We start from the raw sequence: 23,910 nt of genomic DNA on the forward strand, positions 1-23,910 counted from the left end.
AGATAGCTTCTTTTTTGCCTCAACTCTTATCATTCATGGTCTCATTTCTGCTTAAAAAATGGTAGAATAGTTACATGCAAACAAAACCAACTTCAGCTTATGTGCATATTCCATTTTGCACACAAATTTGTTATTATTGTGACTTTTCCAAGGTCTTTATTAAAAATCAGCCCGTTGATGACTACCTACGGGCTTTGATTCGTGAGTGGGAGCTTTTAGATATCAAGGAGCTTCGCACGCTTTATATTGGTGGAGGGACCCCAACAGCTATTTCTGCCGAGCAATTGGACTACCTTTTAAGTCATCTTCAGAAAAACTTGGATTTGTCAAAGCTGGAGGAATTTACTATTGAGGCCAATCCTGGGGATTTGACGGTTGATAAGATTGAAGTACTCAAAAAATCTGCTGTTAATCGAGTGTCTTTAGGGGTTCAGACTTTTGATGACAAGCACTTGCGTCAAATTGGCCGCAGTCACAATCAAGCACAGATTTATGAAAGCATTGATAGCTTGAAGTCTGCTGGTTTCCATAATATTTCCATTGACCTCATTTATGCGCTACCTGGTCAAACCATGGATCAGGTCAAGGAAAATGTGAGAAAGGCACTGGAACTGGATATTCCACACCTAAGTCTCTACAGTTTGATCTTGGAACATCACACGGTCTTTATGAATAAGATGCGTCGGGGTAAGCTCAATCTGCCAACTGAGGATTTGGAAGCAGAGATGTTTGACTATATTATCCAAGAGTTGGAAAAGAATGGTTTTGAGCATTATGAGATTTCCAACTTTACCAAACCTGGGATGGAGAGTCGTCACAATCTCATGTACTGGAATAATGATGAGTACTATGGTGTTGGTGCTGGAGCCTCTGGTTATGTCAATGGTGTTCGTTATCGCAATAGAGGACCTATCCAGCATTATCTAAAGGCTATAGCTGAGGATGGTCATGCTAGACTTCACGAGGAGCATCTGACTAAGGCGGAGATGATGGAGGAGGAGTTCTTCCTTGGTTTGCGTAAAAAGTCAGGTGTGTCTATTAAACGTTTTGAAGAGAAGTTTGGTTTGTCATTTTCGGATACTTATGGAGACATTGTGAAAAAACTACAGGAAGATGGTCTCTTGGTCAAGGATCCAGAGGTGGTTCGTATGACCAAACGAGGACTCTTTTTGGGAGATAGTGTCGCTGAGCAATTTATCTTGGAGGATTAGATGGGATTAAAATTTAGTATTCCTTATCAGATTCCGTTTTATGAGACGGATATCACGCATCAGGTGAAGTTACCACATTTATTGGCTTTTTCATTGCAAGTATCTGGTATGCAGTCAGAGTCTCTGGGTAATACGGATAAGGAAGTTTTTGATAAGTACGGTCTGGTTTGGATTGTGACAGACTATGCGATTGAGATTGACCGTTTGCCTCGCTACAATGAAAAGGTGACCATTACAACTGAAGCCGTTTCCTATAATAAGATTTTTTGTTACCGTAATTTTTACATCACGGATGAAACTGGTCAACAAATCATGCTCTTTAAGACTACTTTTGCTCTTATGGATTATGAAACGCGTAAGGTAGCCGAAGTGCCAGATGAGGTGGTAGCACCTTATGGGGCTGATAAGATTAAAAAGTTGATTCGAGGGCCTCGCTATAAGGCTTTGGAAAATCCAATTGAGACGCTTTATCGTGTGCGTTATTTTGACCTAGACATGAATGGTCACGTTAATAATAGCAAGTACTTGGAGTGGATGTTGGATGTTTTCGATTTGGACTTTTTGACCAAGTACACACCAGCCCATATTGACCTCAAGTATGTTAAGGAAATTCATCATGGGTCAGAGATTTATTCAGGCTATGAGTTTGACCAAGAAAGTTTGAGCAGTCAACATCAGATTTGTGTTGATGGCAATATTCATGCTCAGGCCATTATCCAATGGAAAGAAATAGGAGACGAGTAAGATGACATATAAAGGTTATTTGATTGATTTAGATGGAACTATCTACAAGGGGAAGGATCGTATTCCTGAGGGAGAAGCCTTCGTTAAGGAGTTGCAGAAGCGTCAGATTCCCTATCTTTTTGTGACTAATAACAGTATGCGTACACCAGAGATGGTGCAAGAGCTTTTGCGTAATCAGTGTGAGTTGGAAACGCCCCTTGAGACCATCTATACAGCTACTTTGGCGACAGTTGACTACATGAACGATATGAATCGTGGCAAGACGGTTTATGTTATCGGTGAGACTGGGCTTAAATCTGCAATTGCGGAAGCGGGATATACGGTAGATGAGGAAAATCCTGCCTATGTTGTGGTGGGCTTGGACCGTGAAGTCACTTATGAAATGTTGGTTAAAGCAACGCTTGCCATCCACAAAGGGGCCATATTTATTGGAACTAACCCAGATTTGAATATCCCAACTGAACGTGGTCTTCTTCCAGGTGCTGGTTCCCTCTTGGCCCTTATTGAGGCGGCTACCCGTGTGAAACCAATCATTATTGGTAAGCCTAAAGCTATTATCATGAACAAGGCTCTTGAAATCCTTGGGACAGAACGTAGCCAAACTATCGTGGTTGGTGACAATTACTTGACTGATATTACAGCTGGTATTAAAAATGACTTTCCAACACTTCTTGTGACAACTGGATTTACCAAGGCGGAAGAGGTTGCGAATTTACCAGTAAAACCCGACCATGTACTTTCTAGTCTAGCGGAGTGGGATTTTGATGCGAACTAGGATTAATGCTGTTCTGACTCCGATTTGGCTCTTGGCCTTGTCTATTCTGGTGACAATTTATCTGGCATGGGGATTCTATTATTTTGATATTGACTGGATGCATCTTATGGACTATGTCATTATCGGAAAGACGGAGCTTTGGCATAATTTCAATGTCCTCATGCAGTACTTGACCTTTCCTTGGGTTGGTCATCTGACTATGGCTGATTTTCCATCGTCGGAGAGTGGGCTAAAGCATTTTCATGATGTGAAGTGGCTCTTTCATTTGGTACAGGGGCTTGTTATTCTACTGGCTTATCCAGCTGTGACCTTTCTTTGGCGAAATGTGAAGAAGGGCACCTTTGGTCTTTATCGTAGGCTTTATATGAGTTTAGCTGTTTTACCAATCCTTATTGGGGTTGTGGGAGTTTTTCTCGGATTTGATGAGTTTTTTACGCTCTTTCATGAAGCCCTCTTTCCTGGAGATAGCAGTTGGCTCTTTAATCCAATCTTGGATCCGATTATCAACGTTTTACCAGAAGAGTATTTCCTTCAATGTTTTGTGATTTTCTTTATTATTTATGAGGGGTTGGTGGTGAGTTTGACCTGGTTGGCCCATAAGCAGCTTACAATGTATTTGAAAAATAAGGAGTAGTTATGTCTATTCGTGATAACCATTTGCATACCCATCATTCCTATGATTCGGATGCGAACTTTACTGATTATTTGACACATTTTGATGGGGAGATTGTAACGACTGAGCATTATGATCTCTCTAATCCTTATACCAAACAGGACGATGTGCCCGAGTACGAGGCTTATAGTCACGAAATCGAAAGTCTTAACCTCAAGTATGGCAATCGTATTAAACGTGGCATCGAGATTGGTTATTATCAGCCTAGGGAAAAGGATATTTTGGCCTTTTTGGATGGGAAGGACTATGATCTCAAACTGCTTTCTGTTCACCATAATGGGGTCAATGATTATCTTGATGATGAGGTAGCTGATATGGACAAGGCAAGCATTATTCAAGAGTATCTGGACAAGTTGGAGTACGCTATTGGTCGTGTGGACGCAGATGTTCTGGCCCATTTTGACTATGGTTTCCGACTTTTTGACGTGACTGTTGATGAGCTAAAAGCCTATGAGGAGCAGCTCAAACGCATTTTCCAGAAAATGATGGCTAATGATTTGGCTTTTGAGCTGAATGCAAAGAGTATGTATCTCTATCATCACGAAGATCTTTATCGTTATGCCTTGGGCCTTGTTAAGGATTTGGGATGTTGCAAGTATTCTATCGGCTCTGATGGGCATAAGTTAGAGCATTTTCGTCTGAACTTTGATAAGATTCAGGGGCTCTTGAGAGAATTTGATATTACTGAAGATATGATTATATAGCGAAGATGGCTTCAACTGAAGCTGTCTTTTTCTTAAGGAAAACTTAAAGGAAAAGCGTGGTTGTGGGATTTATAGAAGATTTTAAGTTTTGCTTGTTATGCTAATGTCAAGCAAAAGAAACTTATGGTTTCTATCTTATCTTTCAAAATTGGAGGTCTTCTATGAAATTTCTCAAAAGGCATGCCTATGCCTTACTCTTTACCCTTTTTCTGATGGGGGCAAATGTCTACTCTCTCTTAAAGGTCTTTGTCATTCCCTCAGCAGTCTCAACGGTTTCAGCCAATACGACTAGCTCAAGCACATCTTCGTCGACAGCATCTACCAGCACTGGTAAGGTAACTAAGACAGATACGACCTATAAAGATGACAATATGGATATCAAAATCACAACGGGTAAAACCAGTGATACTACTTACTATGTGGCAGATATCAAGCTGTCAAGTGCTGACTACCTTAAAACAGCTTTGGCACAAAATACCTATGGGACCAACATCACCGAGACTACTTCAAGTATTGCTCAGCAAAACAATGCTATCTTTGCCATAAACGGTGACTATTATGGGGCTAATCAGTCAGGTTATGTGATTAAGAATGGTCAAGTCTATCGTGATACTGATCGAAACAGTGATTACGAGGACCTTGCCGTTTACTCAGATGGTAGCTTCAAGACCTTTAAGGAAAGCGATACAACGGCTCAAAAATTGGTTGATTCAGGTGTGGTGAATACCTTTGCCTTTGGTCCAACCTTGGTTGAAAATGGCAAGGTAGCTGTATCAGAAAATGAAGAGGTTGGTCAAGCCATGGCTGACAATCCACGTACAGCCATCGGAGTTATCGAAGAAAGTGACGGCAGTGTGCACTATATTGTCATTGTCTCTGATGGTCGTACCAGTGAGTCGTCAGGATTGACTCTTTATGAAATGGCAGAGTTGATGAAATCTTATGGCGTGACGACAGCCTATAACCTTGACGGTGGTGGCTCATCTACCATGTACTTCAATGGTCAAGTCATTAACAAGCCAACCACAAACGGAAACAAAATCTCAGAAAGGGCGGTGAGTGATATTGTTTACATCGGTTACTAAAAAATCAGCCAGCAAACACTTTTTCACCTACATCGGTTTAACTATTTTTAGCCTAGTCTTTACCTTTGTTTATGAACGCTTTTCTTATGGGGAATCATCCATGTTTATGCGCATGATGTTCTTTGCACCATTGGCTGGAGCACTTATCTATCTACTTACTGGACTGGGGATGTCTTGGGTGAGAAATCGTGCCTCGAAACTTCTCTTTAATTCAGCCATCGCTATTGTCGCTAGTGCTTGTTTAGTTAAAGGTATTGTTGAAGTCTCAGGACGTACAACTAGTGTAGATATGCCCTATTGGTATGTGGCAGCTGGACTACTTTGTTTGAGTATTATGACAGGATTTATCAGACCTAGAAAATTAGCTTAACCATGAGAGCTTGGAGCTGTGCTTCAGGCTTTTTGTCTTGCTTTGAAAAATTATTTAGGATAAATATACAAATTATAGTATGAAGAAATGATTTCAATTTGGGAAATAGTACAAAGAAATTGTCAAAAAAAATAACTGAGCAAGATTTTTTGTGATAGGAATTTAGATAGAACGAAATCTTCTGTAGTGATGAAAGTAGCTGAAAAAAGTAGTGGTTTCCAGTTAAGCGATCACAGTCAGAAGTCTCTTTAGGTATCCACTTGGTTTGTAAAAAGATACCGCATCAACTTTTTATTTATTTGAACTCAATTTCACAGCAGTTTGTTTTGGCTATTAAATATACAAGGATTTCAAGTTTTTATAAAAATATACAAAAAAGGCTTGCTTTGTTTTGAATTTTCAGGTAAAATGAACTAAAATCAAAATCGTTGATAGAAAAAGTCAGATCGTTTCACAGAGAATGCGGGAAGCTGAGAACGCATGAGATCAAAGACGACACATTCTTGAGAGCGTATGCGAACTCTGGATGACAGTAGTGTACGACGGGTGGTTCCGTTAGAGACTAGGAGTTACAAGAGAGATTTTGTGACTTCATGAGGAAGAGGGGGTGACCCCTGTTCGAATTAAGGTGGAACCACGTGCCAACGTCCTTGCAAAAGTTATTTTTGCGAGGACGTTTTTTGCTACACTTTTTTTAGAGTGTGTAGCGAGAAGTACACTTGATTAGAGTCGAACAGAAAGGAAAAACTATGGAAATCAAAGGATTACGAAAGATTGAACCCTATGTAGCGGGTAGTCAGCCTGCTGAGAAAAATATCATTAAGTTGAATACTAATGAAAATGCTTATGGACCAAGTCCAGCAGTCCATCAAGCTTTAGCATCCTTTGATGCCCATCAGTTACGAAAGTATTCGACTTTGGATCAAGCAGCTTTACGTCAGGCTTTGTCTGAACAGTTGGGTGTGCCTGCCGATCAAGTGATTATCGGAAATGGCTCAGACGATATCCTGTCAATGGCTTTTCTAGCTTTCTTTAATAGCGAGGAAGAAGTTTTGTTTCCAGATTTGACCTATGGTTTTTACAAGGTATGGGCAGATTTGTACCACATCCCTTTTAGAGAAGTGCCCTTGAGTTCTTCATTTGAGATAGCTACTCAAGATTATCTGGTTGAAAATGGTGGGATTGTCATTACCAATCCTAATGCGCCAACAGGTATTTATAAACCTTTAGATCAAATCGAGGAGATTATAAAAGCCAACCAGTCGGTAGTTGTGATTATTGACGAAGCCTATATTAACTTTGGTGGGGAGACGGCCTTACCGCTCCTAGAAAAGTATGACAATGTGTTTATCACTAGGACCTTTTCTAAGGATGCCTCCCTTGCTGGCTTGCGTGTCGGTTACGGCATAGGAAGTCCTAAACTAATGGCTGTAATCAATGCCGTCAAGAATTCAGTCAACCCTTATAATGTGGATAGCATTGCGGAAGTCTTGGCGACTGCAGCGGTTAAGTCCTGGGGCTACTATGAGGACACTTGCGCAAAGATTATGGCAACACGTGACTGGTTTAGCCAAGAATTGCAGGCGATTGGTTTTGATATCCTACCTTCAAAAACTAATTTTGTTTTGGTCAAACCTCACGGAGTGACTGCAGGTCAATTGTTTGACTACCTCCAAAGTAAGAAAATTTATGTTCGTTATTTTCCAAAAGTGGAGCGTATTTCAGACAGACTACGCATTTCTATTGGGACGCAGGATGAGATGGAGCGCGTATTAATGACAATACAGGAGTTACAAGCATGAAAAAAACGACATTAGCCTTAGGAATGCACGATAAACTTTTCAAACGTGCCCGTACCATGTATCAGATTGAACACCGTATCTGTGACTTGTTGATGACAAAGGGTTTCCTTCGAATTGAGACACCAACCCTAGAACATTTCGAAGTCTTTAGTGATGTCGTGGACAATGGAAACTATAATTTCTTTGACAAAAATGGAGAGCTTGTTAGTTTACGTCCTGATATTACTAGCCAAATTGGGCGTGTGATTGCTTCGACTCAAGTTCATACACCGATTAAATTTTCTTACTCTGGAAAAGTCTTTAACTACAATGAGGAAATGCGTGGCCTATCAAATGAGCATACGCAGGCTGGTATTGAGATCATAGGATTCCCTGTTCACCAGGCATTGGAAGAAGCAATAGCTTCTGCTAAAGAGGCTCTAGATGCTGCAGGGGTCAAAAATTACAAGTTTGAATTTTCACATGCCCGCCTTCTACAACTCATTTTTGAAGAATTAAACCTTCCAGCTGTAAAAGAAGCAGAGTTGGCGGCCTATATCCGTGACAAATCGATCACCGGTCTTAAGGAGTTCACCAAAGAAAATCCAAGTCAATATGACAAGGTCTTGGAGCAGTTACCCTTCTTGTTTGGTGAGACAAATGCTGTCTTGACCAAGGCTAGACAGTTAACAGACAGTGAAGCCTTTTTGACGGCCTTGGATAGTTTGGAAGTTTTAACTAATCGTTTATCAGATAGTCTCCCAGAGACGACGCTTGATTTGGCTCAATTGCCAGCAGTGCCTTACTACACGGGCATGATGTTTAAGGTCTTCGGTGACAAGGTACCAGATGCCTTTGTATCAGGTGGCCGTTACGATAAACTATTTGAACGCTTTGGAGCTACCGAGTTAACAGCGGTTGGCTGGGCCATTGATATCGACTCAGTTTATCAAGCAGTACATGACGATGTGGAATTTGGAGGTGACTTGGATGACTAGCAATCAAATCACAATTGCCTTGACCAAGGGACGTATTGAGAAAGATACGGTTAAATTACTGGAAAAAGCTGGCTTTGATATGTCTTTCATGGCCGATAAAGGACGTAATTTGATTTTCGAGAGTCCTGACAACCGGTTCCGTTTTCTCTTGGTCAAAGCTCCAGATGTGACTACCTATGTTAGACACGGCGTCGCAGATATTGGGATTGTCGGTAAGGATGTTTTGGTCGAACATCCGACAGGTTATTTAGAAATGTTAGACCTTAATTTTGGTCTTTGTAAATTCTCTGTAGCATCAACAGAAGACTATAACCCTGATGACCATAAGCGTAAACGTATTGCGACCAAGTATCCAACCATTGCGACAGATTATTTTAATCAAAAGGGTGAGGATGTCGAGATAATTTCGATTCAAGGGAGCGTTGAGATTGCCCCCGTCATTGGTCTAGCAGATGCCATTGTTGATATTGTAGAAACAGGGAATACCCTTGTTGCAAATGGCCTAAAAGTTTATGAAGATATTTGCCGTATTTCAGCACGAATGATTGTGAACAAGGCTTCTTTGAAAAATAACAAGGAAGTCCTGCCATTCATTCGCAAGATTGAATCACTTGTAGGGAACGAGGAGGTACCGTTCGAATGAAACGATTAACTGGAACAAATAAAGAAATTGCTGAGCTTCTTTATCAGGAGCAATTGGAACTTTCAAAAGAAAATAGAGACGTTGAAAGCACGGTTCAAGCCATTATTGAGGATGTCAAAAAACGAGGAGACGAGGCCCTTCGTGACTATTCAGCTAAATTTGATAAGGTTGACTTGACTGATTTTGAGGTTGGACAGGATTTGATTGATCAGGCCTTTAAAGAGATTGATCCAGAGGTTTACCAAGCCCTAGTTAATGCCAAAGAAAACATTGAATCTTACCACAAGCATCAGTTGGAGGCTGGTTTTGAGGACCAACCAAGTGAGGGTGTTATTCGTGGTCAATTGATTCGTCCCATCAATCGTATAGGTGTTTATGTGCCTGGAGGAACTGCGGCTTATCCATCATCAGTTCTTATGAATGTCATCCCTGCTAAAATTGCTGGGGTTAAAGAGATTATTATGATTACGCCCCCACAAGAACACTTTGTTCCTGCAATTCTAGTAGCCGCAAAATTGGCTGGTGTGGATAGCATTTATCAAGTCGGTGGGGCTCAAGGGGTTGCGGCCTTGGCTTTTGGTACAGAAACGATTCCAAAGGTTGACAAGATTACAGGTCCCGGAAATATTTTTGTGGCGACTGCTAAGAAACAAGTTTACGGTATTGTCGGTATTGATATGATTGCAGGACCATCAGAAATCGGTGTTATTGCTGATAGTAGCGCTAATCCAACCTATGTGGCAGCCGATCTCTTGTCTCAAGCAGAGCACGATACACGTGCACGCGCCATTTTGGTAACAGATTCTCAAGCCTTGGCTGATGCAGTTGAAAGTGAGATTGAACGTCAACTCAAGCTTTTGCCACGTGAGGCGATTGCTCGTCCATCTATCGAAAATAACGGTCGAATTATTATTGCCAATGATACAGATGCTATGTTTGAACTCATGAACTTAGTTGCGCCAGAACATTTGGAAATTGCTATGGACAAGGCCTATGATTATCTAGAAAAAGTGGAGAATGCTGGTTCCGTCTTTCTTGGTCACTTTACCAGTGAACCAATTGGTGACTACTATGCTGGTGCCAATCACGTTCTTCCAACGACAGCAACCAGCCGATTTTCATCAGCTTTAGGTGTGCACGATTTTGTCAAACGTATCCAATATACGCAGTATGACAAAGTAGCAGTCAATAAGGCTCAACACGATATCACAACCTTGGCTTATGCGGAAGGTTTGCAGGCCCACGCTAAGGCTATTGAAGTCAGAAACGACAATAATTGAGAGAGTAGAGGAAGAAGTTATGAGACAAGCAGAAATTGAACGTAATACCTTTGAAACCAAAATTAAGTTAAGCCTCAATTTGGATGCTCAAGAACCAGTAGATATTCAAACAGGTGTCGGATTTTTTGACCACATGTTGACCTTGTTTGCCCGTCACGGCCGTATGTCTTTGGTGGTGAAGGCTGATGGCGACCTTTGGGTTGATAGTCACCACACCGTTGAAGATGTCGGTATTGTCCTTGGTCAAGCTCTTAAAGAGGCCTTGGGCGATAAAGCAGGTATCAATCGTTATGGAACGGCTTTTGTACCTATGGATGAAACCCTTGGCATGGCAAGTTTAGACTTGTCTGGACGTAGCTTCTTGGTCTTTGATGCTAGTTTCGATAATCCAAAATTAGGTAATTTTGACACAGAACTGGTAGAAGAATTTTTCCAAGCCTTGGCTTTCAATGTTCAGATGAATCTCCACCTCAAGATTCTCCACGGAAAAAACAATCACCACAAGTCAGAAAGTCTTTTCAAGGCTACAGGACGTGCCTTGCGTGAAGCCATCACAATCAATCCTGACATTCACGGCGTAAACTCGACAAAGGGGATGCTATGATTATCGTCATTGATTACGATGCGGGGAATACCGCAAATGTTCTGCGTGCCCTTGAAAAGATTGGTGTGACTGCAGAATTGTCTGCCGATAAAGAAAAAATCCTAGCTGCAGATGGGTTGATTTTACCTGGTGTAGGTGCCTATCCAACGGCTATGGCAGAGTTGGAGCGAAGAGGCTTGGTAGCTGTTATCAAAGAGGCAGTCGCACAGGGAGTTCCCCTTTTGGGAATTTGCCTAGGCATGCAGATTTTAACAGAAAAAGGACTGGAACATGAAGAAACAGATGGTCTTGGCTTTATTCCAGGTGTCTGCCGTCCTATTCCAGCCTGCAAGGAGCAACCTGTCCCACATATGGGGTGGAATAATTTGGCTGTTAAGCAAGCCAGCCCTTTGACAGATGGTTTAGATGGCCAAGCTGTCTACTTCGTTCACAGTTATTTCACAGATGTCCCTAGCCAATACATTGATGTTACCGCAGATTATAGTATTGAGGTGCCAGCCATGATCCATAAAGATAATGTTTATGGGGCTCAATTCCATCCTGAGAAATCAGGGGATATTGGCTTAGGTATTCTTGAAAAGTTTGCAGGTTTATGTAAAGCCTAGAAGCTAGTGAGAGCAAAGACTTTTTAGTTAGAAAGGATGGTAGGGGAGATGCAAATTCTACCAGCAATTGATATTAAGGATGGACAGGCTGTTCGTCTCTTTAAAGGAGATTTCAACCAACAGACCGTTGTCAATCCAGATGTTATTGAGCAGGCAAAGACCTTTAAGGATGCGGGCATTCAATTTATTCATGTCGTCGACTTGGACGGTGCCCTAGATGGTCGTGCCACTAACCGTGACTTGATTGCAGAGGTCAAGAAGGTTTCTGGACTTGGCATCGAAGTTGGTGGCGGTATCCGTACTTTGGAGCAGATTCGTGACTATTTGGAAGTTGGCATCGACCGTATCATTATCGGATCAATGGCCGTTAAAAATCCTGACTTCGTTCGAGCAGCTTTAGAGGAATTTGGTGCCGATAAAATTGTCGTGGGTATTGATGCCAAGGCAGGGTTTGTCGCTACCGAAGGTTGGTTGGAAACAAGCAATGTAGACTACATCACCTTGGCCAAGGAAATGGAAAAGATGGGCGTAACCCTCTTTGTCTATACAGATGTTGATCGAGATGGCACACTGACAGGACCCAATCTTGATCACTACAAACGTTTGGTATCTGAACTCACGACCGCCAAAGTCATTGCTTCAGGTGGAATTGCAGAAGTAGCTGACTTAGATCACCTAGAAGAGATTGGTGTAGCAGGAACCATTGTCGGCAAAGCCTACTATAACGGCAATATCACATTAGACCAACTCAAGTCTTTCGGAGGTTAATATGCTTAAGAAACGTATTATTCCCTGTTTGGATGTCAAGGATGGCCGTGTCGTAAAGGGGGTTAATTTTGTGAATCTGACAGATGTTGGAGACCCTGTTGATTCTGCGCGTGCTTACTATGAGGCTGGTTGTGACGAACTTGTTTTCTTGGACATCACAGCTACTTCAGATAATCGTGAAACAACGGTTGACATGGTGCGTCGTGTTGCCGATCAGGTCTTTATTCCTTTCACGGTAGGTGGTGGTATCCGTTCAGTTGAAGACATGAACAAGATGCTTAAAGCTGGTGCTGACAAGGTTGCGGTTAATTCCTCAGCCCTTGCCAACCCACAACTAATCGCTGATTGTGCTCAAAAATTTGGCAACCAGTGTGTGGTGGCTGCGATTGATGCCAAAAAGATGGCTGATGGGAGCTGGCATGTTTTTGTGGCGGGTGGCCGTAAGGATACAGGTAGGGACCTCATCCAATGGGCTCAAGAAGTCGTCGCCTTGGGGGCTGGAGAAATTCTCTTAACCAGCATGGACAAGGACGGCACTAAGTCTGGTTTTGATTTGGAAATGCTAAATCGTGTGGCGGAAGTCGTTGATGTTCCGATCATCGCTTCTGGTGGCGCGGGAAATATTGAGGACATTGTAGAGGTCTTTGAAAAGACAACAGCGACTGGTGCACTGGCAGCCTCTATCTTCCACTTTGGTGAGGTAAATATAGGCGAAACCAAACAAGTCTTGGCAAATGCAGGAATTGAGGTGAGACGATGACAGAGGTTAAACTTGATTTTGAGAAACAAGGAGGACTGGTTCCGGTTATTGTGACAGACTACAAGACGGGACAGGTGCTCATGTTGGCCTATATGAATGAGGTGTCCTATCAGTTGACCCTAGAGACCAAACAAATGCATTACTGGAGCCGTTCTAGAAACGAGCTTTGGCATAAGGGAGCCACATCTGGTCATTTCCAACATGTCAAAAGCATCAAGACTGACTGTGATCAGGACACCCTGCTTATCGCCGTGGAACAAGAAGGAGCAGCCTGTCATACAGGAGCCTACAGCTGTTTCTTTACGGATATATATGATGACAATCGAGACAGATAGGAGTAGCTATGTTAGAAACACTTTATAAGGAAGCCTTAGATCGTAAAAAGAATCCCAAAGAAGGGTCTTATACCAATTATCTTTTTGACAAGGGGCTAGACAAGATTCTTAAAAAGGTTGGCGAAGAAGCGACAGAAGTTGTGATTGGGGCCAAAAATGCTGATAAAGAAGAAATTGCCAACGAGACAGCAGACGTCCTCTATCACCTAGCCGTTATGCTCGTTGAAACAGGGGTCAGCCCTGAAGACGTTGAAGCCGTACTTAAAGCACGTCAGGGCAAGCAAAGCAATATCCATGACCGAAAAGAAGTAACAGATTATTAAGGATTATCTCAACCGATTTGAACTAAGATGAAAAGCCTGAAGTGATGATTAATTTCAGGCTTTTTTGCTATGAGGAATTTTAATTATTTTGTTCCTCTAACTACCATGAGAAAGCGCTTTAAAATGCTATGATAGGAGTGAAGGAAGCTCGTTTTATTTGAAGGATTTGGTGTGCTTATTTATACAAATCATTGAGGAAAGGAAGGATGTCCTATGAAGAAAAATACTCCTAATATTTTAAAGTTTTCTTACTTAGCTATTCTCCTCCTCTGTTCTATTCTTTTAGTTCGTTGCACAGTGCTACTTCCAATTACTTACTCAAAAGCCAGGGAAAAAACGCAAAGAATCTTGGCTCATAATGGTTTTAAGGGAAAGGTCCAAGTTAAGCTTATCAAAAAGGTGTTTCTAGATTCAGATGGTATTTATGTCGATTATACCTATTCAGAGGACACCTACGATAATCAAACCATATCATTAGATTCACAAATTACTTTTAACCTGGACTGGACAGTTAATGGTGAAGAATATGTGACCCCTGGTCATTACTGGGAAAGCTACTTACAACAAAAATCTGTAAAAAAAGAAGAGCAGAAACTCTTTAAGGAGCTTAAAAAACAATCTTTAGGCCTTGATATCGAAGAATTCTCCTTCAGCGATAATACTACGATTGATCAAGAGGCTGGTAATCGTAAAAAGCATTTAGCTGAGGAAAACCGTAAAAACGGGAAGGATGATTTTTATGGCTATTATCAAATTCCCTACCAAACAATGATTGATGAACACCTTGTCACTATGAGAATAGAAGTAGGCGATACAGAAAATACTAGTAAGAAAGATTTAGAAGAGGCAGTAACTAAACTGGATGCTAGCAAGCTACCAGACGGAGAGTACGAATTTTATTTTTTCACAACTGATAAAGAAAATTCCGCTAACTATGACAATTCCGGATATATTGGCTATACCTTTAACATACAAGATGGTAAGGTTGTCCAAGATGACGATGATTAGATGATACTTTGATTCCTGCGATAATCTCGCACTCCATACTGGCGGCATAGAAGCATAGGCTATAGCTAAGTGAAAATGTTAACCTCAAAACATTCAAAAACATCTCCGAAAATCAGTCGGAGATGTCTTTTTGTCTTATAAATTCTTTTTCTTTTTAGCTTTTTTGGTTAGGGCAAGATCACAATTTTCAATACTTGAGATAAGGTGATTCGTCAATTGGAAGTCATCCACTTGGGGATTCAAATCCACTTCGTAGACCAGCTGCATGGTCTCGCCCCCACCAGTGGTGTTAAGGGAAATCAGGTCGCATTCGCTGGTGAAATTGAGCAAGGTTTTAGTGATTTTTTGATCAATCAAGTCTTGGTAGGAGACGTTAATGGTCAGGAGTCTACGACGTTGGTTGTCGGTACGACTTTGACGATTTTCCAAAAGGAGCCAAACAGCCAATAGAAAGGCGGTGAAGAGGACGGCCAGTAGCAGATAGCCTGTTCCAGATGCCAGACCGATAATCATGGCCATGAAGACGGCGATTAGCTCCCTGGAACCACTAGTCGCTGATCGAAAACGAATGAGACTAAAGGTCCCTGCCACGGCGATAGAGGTCCCCAAACTACCATTGACAAGGAAGATAACTAGGGTCATCAAGCATGGCAGCAAGGTCAAACTGATGGCGAATTCTCTGGTGTAGAGGGTTCGATATTTGTAAGTCCAGGTCAAGGCCAAGCCTAAAACAAGGCTGACCAGTAAGGCCAGCATGAGTTGAAGGGGACTTGCAGTTGCGGTTGCATCATTAAAGATAGAATTGAAGAGATTAGACATAGGCAGCACCTCCTTTTTCTTGAACTGGATGTGGCCCGTAATCTAGACCTTGAGATTTATGATAGGCACAGCTGTATTTTGAGAATTTCTGCTCTTCCAAACCATGTTTGTCTAAGATAGCTTGAAGCCAGTCTGGCTTTTTGCCAGGTGCCTTGATTTCCATGATAATCGTATCTTCATCAAGAAGGGGAAACCCATGATTTCCCTTGAAGAGACTGACGTCTTCATCACGGTAAGTCAGATTTTGGTCTAGGGTCACACGAACTTTATTGTATGCATAGCCTTGGATAGTCTCTTTTTCTTTCATTGAAAAACGGTCGTAGTAGATATACATACGAGGTTTGAGACCTTCATCATAACGCTGACGTAAGTGGTGAATATCCTGTAACAGCTGACGATCGGTGATTTGGCTATGATTCTTACCGTCTGTCATCAAGTTAGTGATGGCAAGCGGTGTTGAAACGAGACGAAACTTATGACCGATTCCCTCCTCATCTTTAGCTTTGACCTCTAGAAAGACCTTGCTATCAATTTTGGGATTGGCTAGGTAGGTACGCATGCGGATTTTCTCTTGACGATGATTACCATCAAGGGCATCTTGGATGACATCAAAATTATCCGTATCAAAGTAAATATTTGAAATGGTAGATGTCGGATAATCATCCTCTACCAAATACTCCTTGAGATCAGCGAGCAGGTCTTCAAGATTGTCCTTTGAGACCACATATTTTGTTTCAATACGTTTAAAACGTGTTTCCAATTGTTTAACCATGAAAAAACTCCTTTTATAGATAAGATACAAAGCCGTAAAACAACTCTCAGGAAAATAGGGGACCAGTCGCAGGAGTTTATCTCCAAGCAGGACCCATCTTTTTCTCCCGAGTTGTAGGCGTGTTCAATTAGATAATATTCAAAGCCTTCACTTTAAGATTTGGCTTTTATTTTTATAGTAGAAAATTAAGTTGAGGGCAAATGTACTATTTTATATAGCACTCACTTGCTCGCCTATTAGTCTATGGAACTTTTCTGAAAGAAGGCCTAAGTCAAACTTTCACCAAACTTAACTTAAGAAAAGTTTTAGTTAACCTTCAGAAATGTTTTAGGGAAGTTCCGTAAACTGTAATCATCAAAACGAATCCGAGAGGAAAAATATATGAAATCAAAAAAACTAAAAAAATGGACGACTTTATTGACCTGTGCGACTGCCCTAACAGTCATGACAGCTTGTAGTCAATCAAGCAGTCAGTCAACTGGGACGACGACTACAAGTTCCAAAACAAGTGCTGTAACATCAACGACCAGCAAGAAAACAAATAAGAACAACAGCAACTATTTTACTTCTAAAGATTCAGACACATCTTATGATGAAAGTTCTGCCTCTAAGATTAAGTTGTCAGGCTCATCTGCGGATGTTTCAGGTGATGGCGTAGCCGTGTCAGGTTCAACCGTAACCATCTCCAAAGCTGGTACCTATGTGATTTCTGGAAAATCTGATGGTGTGCAAATCAAGGTTGACGCTGGCGATTCAGATGATGTTCATATTGTTCTAGATGGTGTTACCATGACGAATACAAATGCAGCCATTAATGCCACAAGTGCTGGTCATGTCTATCTGACACTTAAAGATGGCACTACAAGTAGCCTATCTGATTCAAGTTCTAATAGTGATGAAGATGCGGATGCTGTGATTTTCTCTAAAGGAGATTTGACCATAAACGGTTCAGGTACTCTAAACATTGATGCCAAGAAAAACAACGGTATTAAAGCCAATGACAGCCTTCATATGACTGGCGGTACCTATAAGATTTCCTCAGTCGGTGATGCCTTCAATGTCAACGATGAACTCAACATCACAGGAACAACTATGACCATTGAGGCTGAAGAAGATGCTGTTAAGGTCAACAATGATGACGACACCTCAGCAGGTACCATGTATCTGTCTGACAATACCATGACCATTAAGGCCGGTGATGACGGTATTCATGCCTCTGGTGACCTGATTATTGATAGTGGTACTTACAAGGTTGAAAAATCAACTGAAGGTATCGAAGGTAAATCTGTGACCATCAATGGTGGAAACATCAATGTCTATGCAACGGATGATGGTGTCAATGCGGCCAATGCTAATGCCAGTCAAAGTGAGATTTTCTTCAAGATGACCGGTGGAACCCTAAATGTTGAGGTTGGCGAGGGCGATACCGACCCAATCGATTCTAACGGCGATATTATTGTATCGGGTGGAACAATCAATTTGACTGGTCAGTCTGGCTTTGACTTTGATGGTTCAGCGACCTATACCGGTGGTGACATTACTATTAATGGTGAGAAACAAACTAAGATTGAGAACTCAATGCCTGGTGGCGGAGGCCCTCAAGGTGGCGGTGGTCCCCAAGGTGGTGGACAACCAGGTGGCTTTGGAGGAGGTCACTAAAGAGTCATAGGATGAAACAGAAAGGAAGTGCCTATGTATATTATTATTCCAGCTTATGAACCAGACAAACGCCTGATTCAGGTGGTTCAAGATATTACCATAAAACTCCCTAAAGCCCGTATTATTGTTGTTAATGATGGGAGTGGCCCAGGCTATAACGACTATTACGACGAAACGGCTTTTATTGGAGCGACTGTCCTTACCCATCCTATCAATAAAGGAAAAGGAGCTGCTCTCAAAACTGCCTTTGCTCACATTCAAGAAGAAGTAGTCAGTCAGCACCTTTCGGCTCAACCTATTGTCACAGTTGACAGTGACGGTCAACATCTGATTAAAGATATTGTCCGTGTGGCCAAGGCAATCGAGGAAAATCCAAGTCATCTTGTCTTGGGTGCGCGTGCCTTTGTTGGTAAGGTGCCAGCACGTAGCCGCTTTGGAAATAAGGTAACTGCTGGACTTTTCCGTCTAGTAACCGGCCAAAAGGTAACAGATACTCAGACGGGTCTTCGAGGCATGTCCACCGATCTGATTCCATGGCTTCTTAATCTGGATGGCAATCGTTTTGAGTACGAGTTTAATATGTTGCTTGAAGCCAAAAAGTCAGGCCACCAAATCTCTGAAGTCCCTATCGAGACCGTTTATCTGGAGGAAAATAAAAGTTCGCACTTTCGCCCCATTCGTGATTCCATCCGTATTTACAGCCCTTTTTTAAAGTTCTCTGGCACGGCCGTCCTGGCCTCAGTCATTGATGCAACAGCCTTATTTGTGCTCTTTGCCTTGACGAAAAATCTGCTTCTTTCGGTCGTGCTAGCCCGTGTCATTTCGGCTTCCAGCCAGTGTTTGCTGAACGCTAATGTGGTCTTTAATCCGACAAGCTCCCTCTTTAGATCGAGTGTTCGTTACTTTATGTTGGTCCTGGTCCTCCTGGCCTGTAACTATTTCTTACTTAGTAGCTTAGTGGCTCTAGGTCTTGGCCTGGTTCTGGCAAAATTGGTGACAGAAACCTTGCTCTTTTTAGTCAGCTACAGGGTCCAACATAACGTCGTTTTTGCTTAATAGCTGACTTGAAAATCGCTAACTGATAGAATAGAGATAGCTTATTTACCTCTCGATTATTTCTAAAAATTTTCCTAAAAAATAGAAAAAAAAACTACCGTTTTCGACATTCGGTAGTTTTTAATGATTATCGAAATGTTTTTAAATTTACATTATGATTAAAAATTGAAATGACTTGATAAAGACTCGAAATGGCTGAAAAAAATATGCTATAATGAAATTGTTTGAATTATGTAGATTTCATTCAAACTAGGAAAATGAAAAGAGGACCTAAAATGGGAAAAAAGGTACATTATAAGCTTCACAAAGTTAAGAAGCAGTGGGTGACGATTGCCGTCACTTCGGCAGCACTTGCCTCTATCGTAGGTGGTGCTACAGTAGCTAATCAAAAGGTTTCAGCCGATGAAACAACGAAACCAGTTGCCTCTACGACAGCTGAAAGCGATGTTGTCGTTGAAACGCATGAAGTAGCCGCTCCAGCAGCAACTGCTACGACAGATGCGACAGCAGTAACAACTGACAAGGCTGCTGATACTATAACAGTCGAAACTCCTGCGGCAGCAAGCACTGCAGCAGATACAAGTGCTAATACTGCAGTACCAGCAACAACTGATCGTGCAGCAGTAGTAAATGATGCAACAACAGAAGCACCAGCTACAACTGCGACTGCGACAGATACAACGCTTACAGTAGCTGAAAAACCAAAATCTGGTGTTACTGAAAAAGAAGAAACAGCAGCACTCTCTTTGGACAACATCAAACAAGTTGATGGTAAATACTATTATGTCAAAGAAGATGGTTCATACAAAACAAACTTTGCTGTTTCAGTTAATGGCCAGTTGCTTTACTTTGGTAAAGATGGTGCTTTGACAAGCACATCAACACACTCGTTCACACCAGGTACAACTAATCTAGTTGATGCTTTCTCTTCACATAACCGTGCTTACGATTCTAAGAAAGAAAGCTTTGAGTTGGTAGATGGTTATTTGACACCTAATAGCTGGTACCGTCCAGTCACTATTTTGGAAAATGGTGAAAAATGGCGTGTATCAACTGAGAAAGACTTCCGTCCACTTTTGATGGCATGGTGGCCTGATGTAGATACACAAGTTGCCTACCTCAATACTTTCTCTAAACACTTTAACCTTAACGCAACTTATTCAACCAGCCAAAGTCAATCTGAATTGAATGCAGCTGCTAAGACAATTCAAATTAAGATTGAACAAGAAATTTCAGCTAAAAAATCAACTGAATGGCTTCGTCAAGCAATTGAGTCTTTTGTAAAAGAACAAGACCAGTGGAATACTACAACTGAAAACTATACCCTTGCTGACCACCTTCAAGGGGGAGCTCTTCTTTATGTCAATAATGACAAGACCCCTTGGGCAAATTCTGATTACCGTTTGCTTAACCGTACACCAAGTAACCAAGATGGTTCTCTAAATGGTACAGGAAGATACTTGGGTGGTTATGAATTCCTACTTGCCAATGACGTTGATAACTCAAATCCAGTTGTGCAAGCTGAGCAGTTGAACCAAATTCACTATCTTGTGAACTGGGGATCAATTGTTATGGGTGATAAGGATGCTAACTTTGATGGTATCCGTGTTGATGCAGTTGATAATGTTGATGCAGACCTTCTCCAAGTTTATACAAACTACTTCCGAGCAGCCTTTGGTGTGGATAAATCTGAAGCTAATGCACTCGCTCACATTTCTATCCTTGAAGCTTGGGATTTAAATGATAATGCTTATAATCAAAAACATGATGGTGCAGCCCTTGCCATGGACAATAACCTTCGTTATGCAATTATGGGTGCACTTTATGGATCGGGCTCTTCATTGAAAGATTTGATTACTAGCAGTTTGACAGACCGTACAAATAATAGTAAGTATGGAGATACACAAGCTAACTATATCTTTGCGCGTGCTCATGATAACCTTGTTCAAGATATCATTCGTGATATTGTTCAAAAAGAGATCAATCCAAAATCAGATGGTTATACCATGACTGATGCTGAATTGAAACGTGCCTTTGAAATCTATAATGAAGATATGAAGAAGGCAGAAAAACGTTATACTATTAACAATATTCCAGCTGCCTATGCTTTGATTCTTCAAAATATGGAGCAGGTAACTCGTGTTTATTATGGAGATCTTTATACGGATAACGGCCAATATATGGCTACCAAGTCTCCTTACTACGATGCTATCACAACGCTCTTGAAGAACCGTATGAAATATGTTTCAGGTGGACAATCGATGAAAGTCGACACGTTCAATGGAAAAGAAATCTTGTCATCTGTTCGTTACGGTAAAGATATTATGACTGCTGACCAAACTACGGGTGTAGCAGAAACAAGTAAACATTCTGGTATGTTGACCCTTATTGCCAATAATCAGGATTTCTCACTGGGTGATGGTACTTTGAAAGTTAACATGGGTAAACTTCATGCTAACCAAGCCTACCGTCCATTACTTCTTGGTACTGATAAGGGAATTGTCACTTACGAAAATGATGCAGCAGCTGGAAAAATTAAATACACTGATGCTGAAGGGAACTTGACTTTTAGTGGAGATGAAATTAAGGGGTATCGTACTGTTGATATGAGAGGTTATCTTGGTGTATGGGTACCAGTAGGTGCACCTGATAACCAAGATATCCGTGTTAAAGGTTCAGATAAGAAACTTGACAAGACATTTTCTGCTACTGAAGCATTGGACTCACAAGTTATCTATGAAGGTTTCTCAAACTTCCAAGATTTTGTTGAAAAAGATAGCCAATATACTAATAAATTGATTGCAGAAAATGCAGAACTCTTCAAGTCATGGGGAATCACATCATTCGAGATGGCTCCTCAATTTGTATCGGCTGATGACCGTACCTTCCTTGATTCTGTTATCCAAAATGGTTATGCCTTTACTGACCGATATGACCTTGCCATGAGCAAGAATAACAAATACGGTTCTAAAGAAGATCTTCGTGATGCCCTTAAGGCGCTTCACAAGCAAGGTATTCAAGCAATTGCTGACTGGGTTCCAGATCAACTTTACCAATTGCCAGGACAAGAAGTTGTAACAGCAACACGTGCTAATAGTTATGGTACTCCAAAGGCCAATGCCTATATCAATAACACTTTATATGTTGCAAATTCTAAATCATCAGGTAAGGACTTCCAAGCTCAATATGGTGGTGAGTTCCTTGATGAGCTCCAAAAGAAATATCCACAGTTGTTTGAAGATGTGATGATATCAACTGGTAAGAAGATTGATCCATCTGTTAAAATCAAGCAATGGTCTGCTAAGTACATGAATGGTACTAATATCCTTGGTCGTGGTAGTCGTTATGTTCTCAGTAACGATGCTACTGGTCGCTACTATCAAGTTACTGAGAATGGCATCTTCTTGCCAAAACCTTTGACAGATCAAGGTGGTAAGACAGGTTTCTACTATGATGGTAAGGGTATGGCCTACTTTGATAATAGTGGTTTCCAAGCTAAGAATGCTTTCATTAAATATGCTGGAAATTACTATTACTTCGATAAAGAAGGTTATATGTTAACTGGTCGTCAAGATATCGATGGTAAGACTTATTTCTTCTTGCCAAACGGTATCCAGCTTCGTGATTCTATTTATCAGCAAGATGGTAAATATTATTACTTTGGTAGCTTTGGTGAGCAGTACAAAGATGGTTACTTTGTATTCGATGTACCAAAAGAAGGTACTTCAGAAACAGAAGCTAAATTCCGTTATTTCTCACCAACTGGAGAAATGGCAATTGGCTTGACTTATGCTGGTGGAGGATTGCAATACTTTGATGAAAATGGCTTCCAAGCTAAAGGCACTAAGTATGTGACTCCAGACGGAAAACTCTACTTCTTCGATAAAAATTCAGGTAATGCCTACACAAATCGTTGGGCAGAAATCGATGGTATCTGGTATGAATTCAACGATCAAGGCTATGCACAAGCTAAGAAGGGGGAATTCTACACTACAGATGGCTCAACATGGTTCTACCGTGATGCGGCTGGTAAAAATGTGACAGGTGCCCTTACTTTGGATGGTCACGAATACTACTTCCGTGCAAATGGTGCTCAAGTTAAAGGTGATTTTGTTACTGAAAACGGCAAGATTAGCTACTATACTGTAGATAATGGTTACAAGGTTAAAGATAAGTTCTTCGAAGTGAATGGTAAATGGTACCATGCTGATAAGGATGGTAACCTTGTCACAGGTCGCCAAACTATTGACCACCTTAACTATTACTTCAATGCTGATGGTAGCCAAGTTAAATCTGACTTCTTCACACTTGATGGTGGTAAGACATGGTACTACGCCAAAGATAATGGTGAAATCGTGACAGGTGCCTATAGTATCGGCGGTAAAAACTATTACTTCAAAGAAGATGGTAGCCAGGTCAAAGGTGACTTTGTTAAGAATGCGGATGGTTCGCTGTCATATTATGATAAAGATTCAGGTGAGCGTCTTAATAACCGTTTCTTGACAACTGGAAACAATGTTTGGTATTACTTCAAAGATGGTAAGGCTGTAACTGGACGTCAAAACATTGATGGCAAAGAGTATTACTTTGATAACTTGGGACGTCAGGTTAAAGGAAGCCCTATTAGCACAGCAAAAGGAGTGGAGTATTACGAATCAGTTCTTGGAGAACGTGTGACAAATACATGGATTACATTCCAAGATGGTAAGACAGTCTTCTTCGACGAAAATGGTTATGCTGATTTTGATAAATAATCACTCATTCTAATCTTAATATGAGATATTAAGTGAAAAACTATATGATTGTTTAGGTGAAATTTCTTGAAAACGGAAATCGTTTAAGGAAATTTTGCCTTTTTTTGGCTCTTTGTCAACTGTAGTGGGTGACGAAAAGCTAACATCTAGAGAGGACCTGATAGGTCTTCTCTTTTTTTATGT

At 41.2% G+C, this 23,910-nt stretch carries 23 protein-coding genes; 21 read left to right on the forward strand and 2 right to left on the reverse strand.

Annotated elements, in window-relative coordinates:
* Positions 1-74 precede the first annotated feature (74 nt).
* From hemW to H7U02_RS05320, 18 genes are all read left to right on the forward strand, one after another.
* A complete protein-coding gene (gene hemW / locus H7U02_RS05235; protein ID WP_110980959.1) occupies positions 75-1,211 on the forward strand; it encodes a radical SAM family heme chaperone HemW in 1,137 nt (378 codons plus the stop codon).
* Entirely contained in the window at positions 1,212-1,955 is a 744-nt protein-coding gene (locus H7U02_RS05240) for an acyl-ACP thioesterase domain-containing protein (protein WP_070575025.1), read from the forward strand.
* A gap of 1 nt (position 1,956) precedes the next feature.
* Positions 1,957-2,730, forward strand: a complete 774-nt coding sequence (locus H7U02_RS05245; RefSeq protein WP_021145568.1) for a TIGR01457 family HAD-type hydrolase — start codon at positions 1,957-1,959, stop codon at positions 2,728-2,730.
* Positions 2,720-3,364, forward strand: coding sequence for a TIGR01906 family membrane protein (locus H7U02_RS05250; protein ID WP_070476367.1), 645 nt, complete (start codon positions 2,720-2,722; stop codon positions 3,362-3,364). Before H7U02_RS05245 ends, H7U02_RS05250 begins: the two co-directional genes overlap by 11 nt.
* Before the next feature lie 8 nt (positions 3,365-3,372).
* Positions 3,373-4,107 (forward strand): PHP domain-containing protein, encoded by a 735-nt coding sequence (locus tag H7U02_RS05255; protein WP_110980996.1) that lies wholly within the window; start codon positions 3,373-3,375, stop codon positions 4,105-4,107.
* A gap of 161 nt (positions 4,108-4,268) precedes the next feature.
* Positions 4,269-5,192, forward strand: a complete 924-nt coding sequence (locus H7U02_RS05260) for a phosphodiester glycosidase family protein (RefSeq protein WP_110980956.1) — start codon at positions 4,269-4,271, stop codon at positions 5,190-5,192.
* Positions 5,173-5,562 carry a hypothetical protein gene (locus H7U02_RS05265; protein WP_181419169.1) on the forward strand — a complete coding sequence of 130 codons (390 nt, stop codon included), beginning with the start codon at positions 5,173-5,175 and terminating at the stop codon, positions 5,560-5,562. The genes H7U02_RS05260 and H7U02_RS05265 overlap by 20 nt, the downstream gene beginning before the upstream one ends.
* 749 nt (positions 5,563-6,311) lie before the next feature.
* Complete coding sequence (gene hisC, locus H7U02_RS05270; protein ID WP_110980955.1) at positions 6,312-7,364, forward strand: histidinol-phosphate transaminase; 1,053 nt, start codon at positions 6,312-6,314, stop codon at positions 7,362-7,364.
* Positions 7,361-8,341, forward strand: a complete 981-nt coding sequence (locus H7U02_RS05275; protein WP_110980954.1) for an ATP phosphoribosyltransferase regulatory subunit — start codon at positions 7,361-7,363, stop codon at positions 8,339-8,341. The genes hisC and H7U02_RS05275 overlap by 4 nt, the downstream gene beginning before the upstream one ends.
* A complete protein-coding gene (gene hisG, locus H7U02_RS05280) occupies positions 8,334-8,984 on the forward strand; it encodes an ATP phosphoribosyltransferase (protein WP_021144333.1) in 651 nt (216 codons plus the stop codon). Before H7U02_RS05275 ends, hisG begins: the two co-directional genes overlap by 8 nt.
* Positions 8,981-10,264, forward strand: coding sequence for a histidinol dehydrogenase (gene hisD / locus H7U02_RS05285; protein ID WP_110980952.1), 1,284 nt, complete (start codon positions 8,981-8,983; stop codon positions 10,262-10,264). The genes hisG and hisD overlap by 4 nt, the downstream gene beginning before the upstream one ends.
* Positions 10,265-10,283: 19 nt before the next feature.
* A complete protein-coding gene (gene hisB, locus H7U02_RS05290) occupies positions 10,284-10,868 on the forward strand; it encodes an imidazoleglycerol-phosphate dehydratase HisB (RefSeq protein ID WP_002888923.1) in 585 nt (194 codons plus the stop codon).
* Positions 10,865-11,473: an imidazole glycerol phosphate synthase subunit HisH gene (gene hisH / locus H7U02_RS05295; protein ID WP_014634295.1), complete on the forward strand. Its 609-nt coding sequence runs from the start codon at positions 10,865-10,867 to the stop codon at positions 11,471-11,473. The genes hisB and hisH overlap by 4 nt, the downstream gene beginning before the upstream one ends.
* Positions 11,474-11,521: 48 nt before the next feature.
* On the forward strand, positions 11,522-12,241 hold the full coding sequence (hisA, locus tag H7U02_RS05300; protein WP_022495758.1) for a 1-(5-phosphoribosyl)-5-[(5-phosphoribosylamino)methylideneamino]imidazole-4-carboxamide isomerase: 720 nt from the start codon (positions 11,522-11,524) through the stop codon (positions 12,239-12,241).
* A gap of 1 nt (position 12,242) precedes the next feature.
* The gene (gene hisF / locus H7U02_RS05305; protein WP_002890735.1) at positions 12,243-13,001 is read left to right on the forward strand and encodes an imidazole glycerol phosphate synthase subunit HisF; all 759 of its coding nucleotides are present in this window, start codon (positions 12,243-12,245) and stop codon (positions 12,999-13,001) included.
* The gene (gene hisI / locus H7U02_RS05310; protein WP_110980951.1) at positions 12,998-13,336 is read left to right on the forward strand and encodes a phosphoribosyl-AMP cyclohydrolase; all 339 of its coding nucleotides are present in this window, start codon (positions 12,998-13,000) and stop codon (positions 13,334-13,336) included. The genes hisF and hisI overlap by 4 nt, the downstream gene beginning before the upstream one ends.
* Before the next feature lie 8 nt (positions 13,337-13,344).
* Positions 13,345-13,659, forward strand: a complete 315-nt coding sequence (hisE, locus tag H7U02_RS05315) for a phosphoribosyl-ATP diphosphatase (protein ID WP_110980950.1) — start codon at positions 13,345-13,347, stop codon at positions 13,657-13,659.
* 213 nt (positions 13,660-13,872) lie between these two features.
* Entirely contained in the window at positions 13,873-14,667 is a 795-nt protein-coding gene (locus H7U02_RS05320; protein WP_110980949.1) for a hypothetical protein, read from the forward strand.
* Between the two features lie 135 nt (positions 14,668-14,802).
* On the opposite strand, the gene H7U02_RS05325 is transcribed toward H7U02_RS05320, so the two are convergent.
* Together H7U02_RS05325 and H7U02_RS05330 are read right to left on the reverse strand one after the other, a co-directional pair.
* Positions 14,803-15,486, reverse strand: coding sequence for a DUF4956 domain-containing protein (locus tag H7U02_RS05325; protein ID WP_073950522.1), 684 nt, complete (start codon positions 15,484-15,486; stop codon positions 14,803-14,805).
* On the reverse strand, positions 15,479-16,258 hold the full coding sequence (locus H7U02_RS05330; protein ID WP_110980948.1) for a polyphosphate polymerase domain-containing protein: 780 nt from the start codon (positions 16,256-16,258) through the stop codon (positions 15,479-15,481). Before H7U02_RS05330 ends, H7U02_RS05325 begins: the two co-directional genes overlap by 8 nt.
* Positions 16,259-16,639: 381 nt before the next feature.
* On the opposite strand from H7U02_RS05330, the gene H7U02_RS05335 reads away from it, so the two are divergent.
* The 3 genes from H7U02_RS05335 (at position 16,640) to H7U02_RS05345 (ending at position 23,727) form a co-directional block, all read left to right on the forward strand.
* Complete coding sequence (locus H7U02_RS05335; protein ID WP_110980947.1) at positions 16,640-17,917, forward strand: carbohydrate-binding domain-containing protein; 1,278 nt, start codon at positions 16,640-16,642, stop codon at positions 17,915-17,917.
* Between the two features lie 33 nt (positions 17,918-17,950).
* Positions 17,951-18,973: a glycosyltransferase gene (locus H7U02_RS05340; RefSeq protein WP_073689290.1), complete on the forward strand. Its 1,023-nt coding sequence runs from the start codon at positions 17,951-17,953 to the stop codon at positions 18,971-18,973.
* Between the two features lie 275 nt (positions 18,974-19,248).
* Positions 19,249-23,727 carry a glycoside hydrolase family 70 protein gene (locus H7U02_RS05345; RefSeq protein WP_110980946.1) on the forward strand — a complete coding sequence of 1,493 codons (4,479 nt, stop codon included), beginning with the start codon at positions 19,249-19,251 and terminating at the stop codon, positions 23,725-23,727.
* The last annotated feature ends 183 nt before the right edge of the window (positions 23,728-23,910 follow it).

The sequence above is a fragment of the Streptococcus sp. 3.1 genome (assembly GCF_016648915.1).
GTDB lineage: Bacteria > Bacillota > Bacilli > Lactobacillales > Streptococcaceae > Streptococcus > Streptococcus salivarius_E.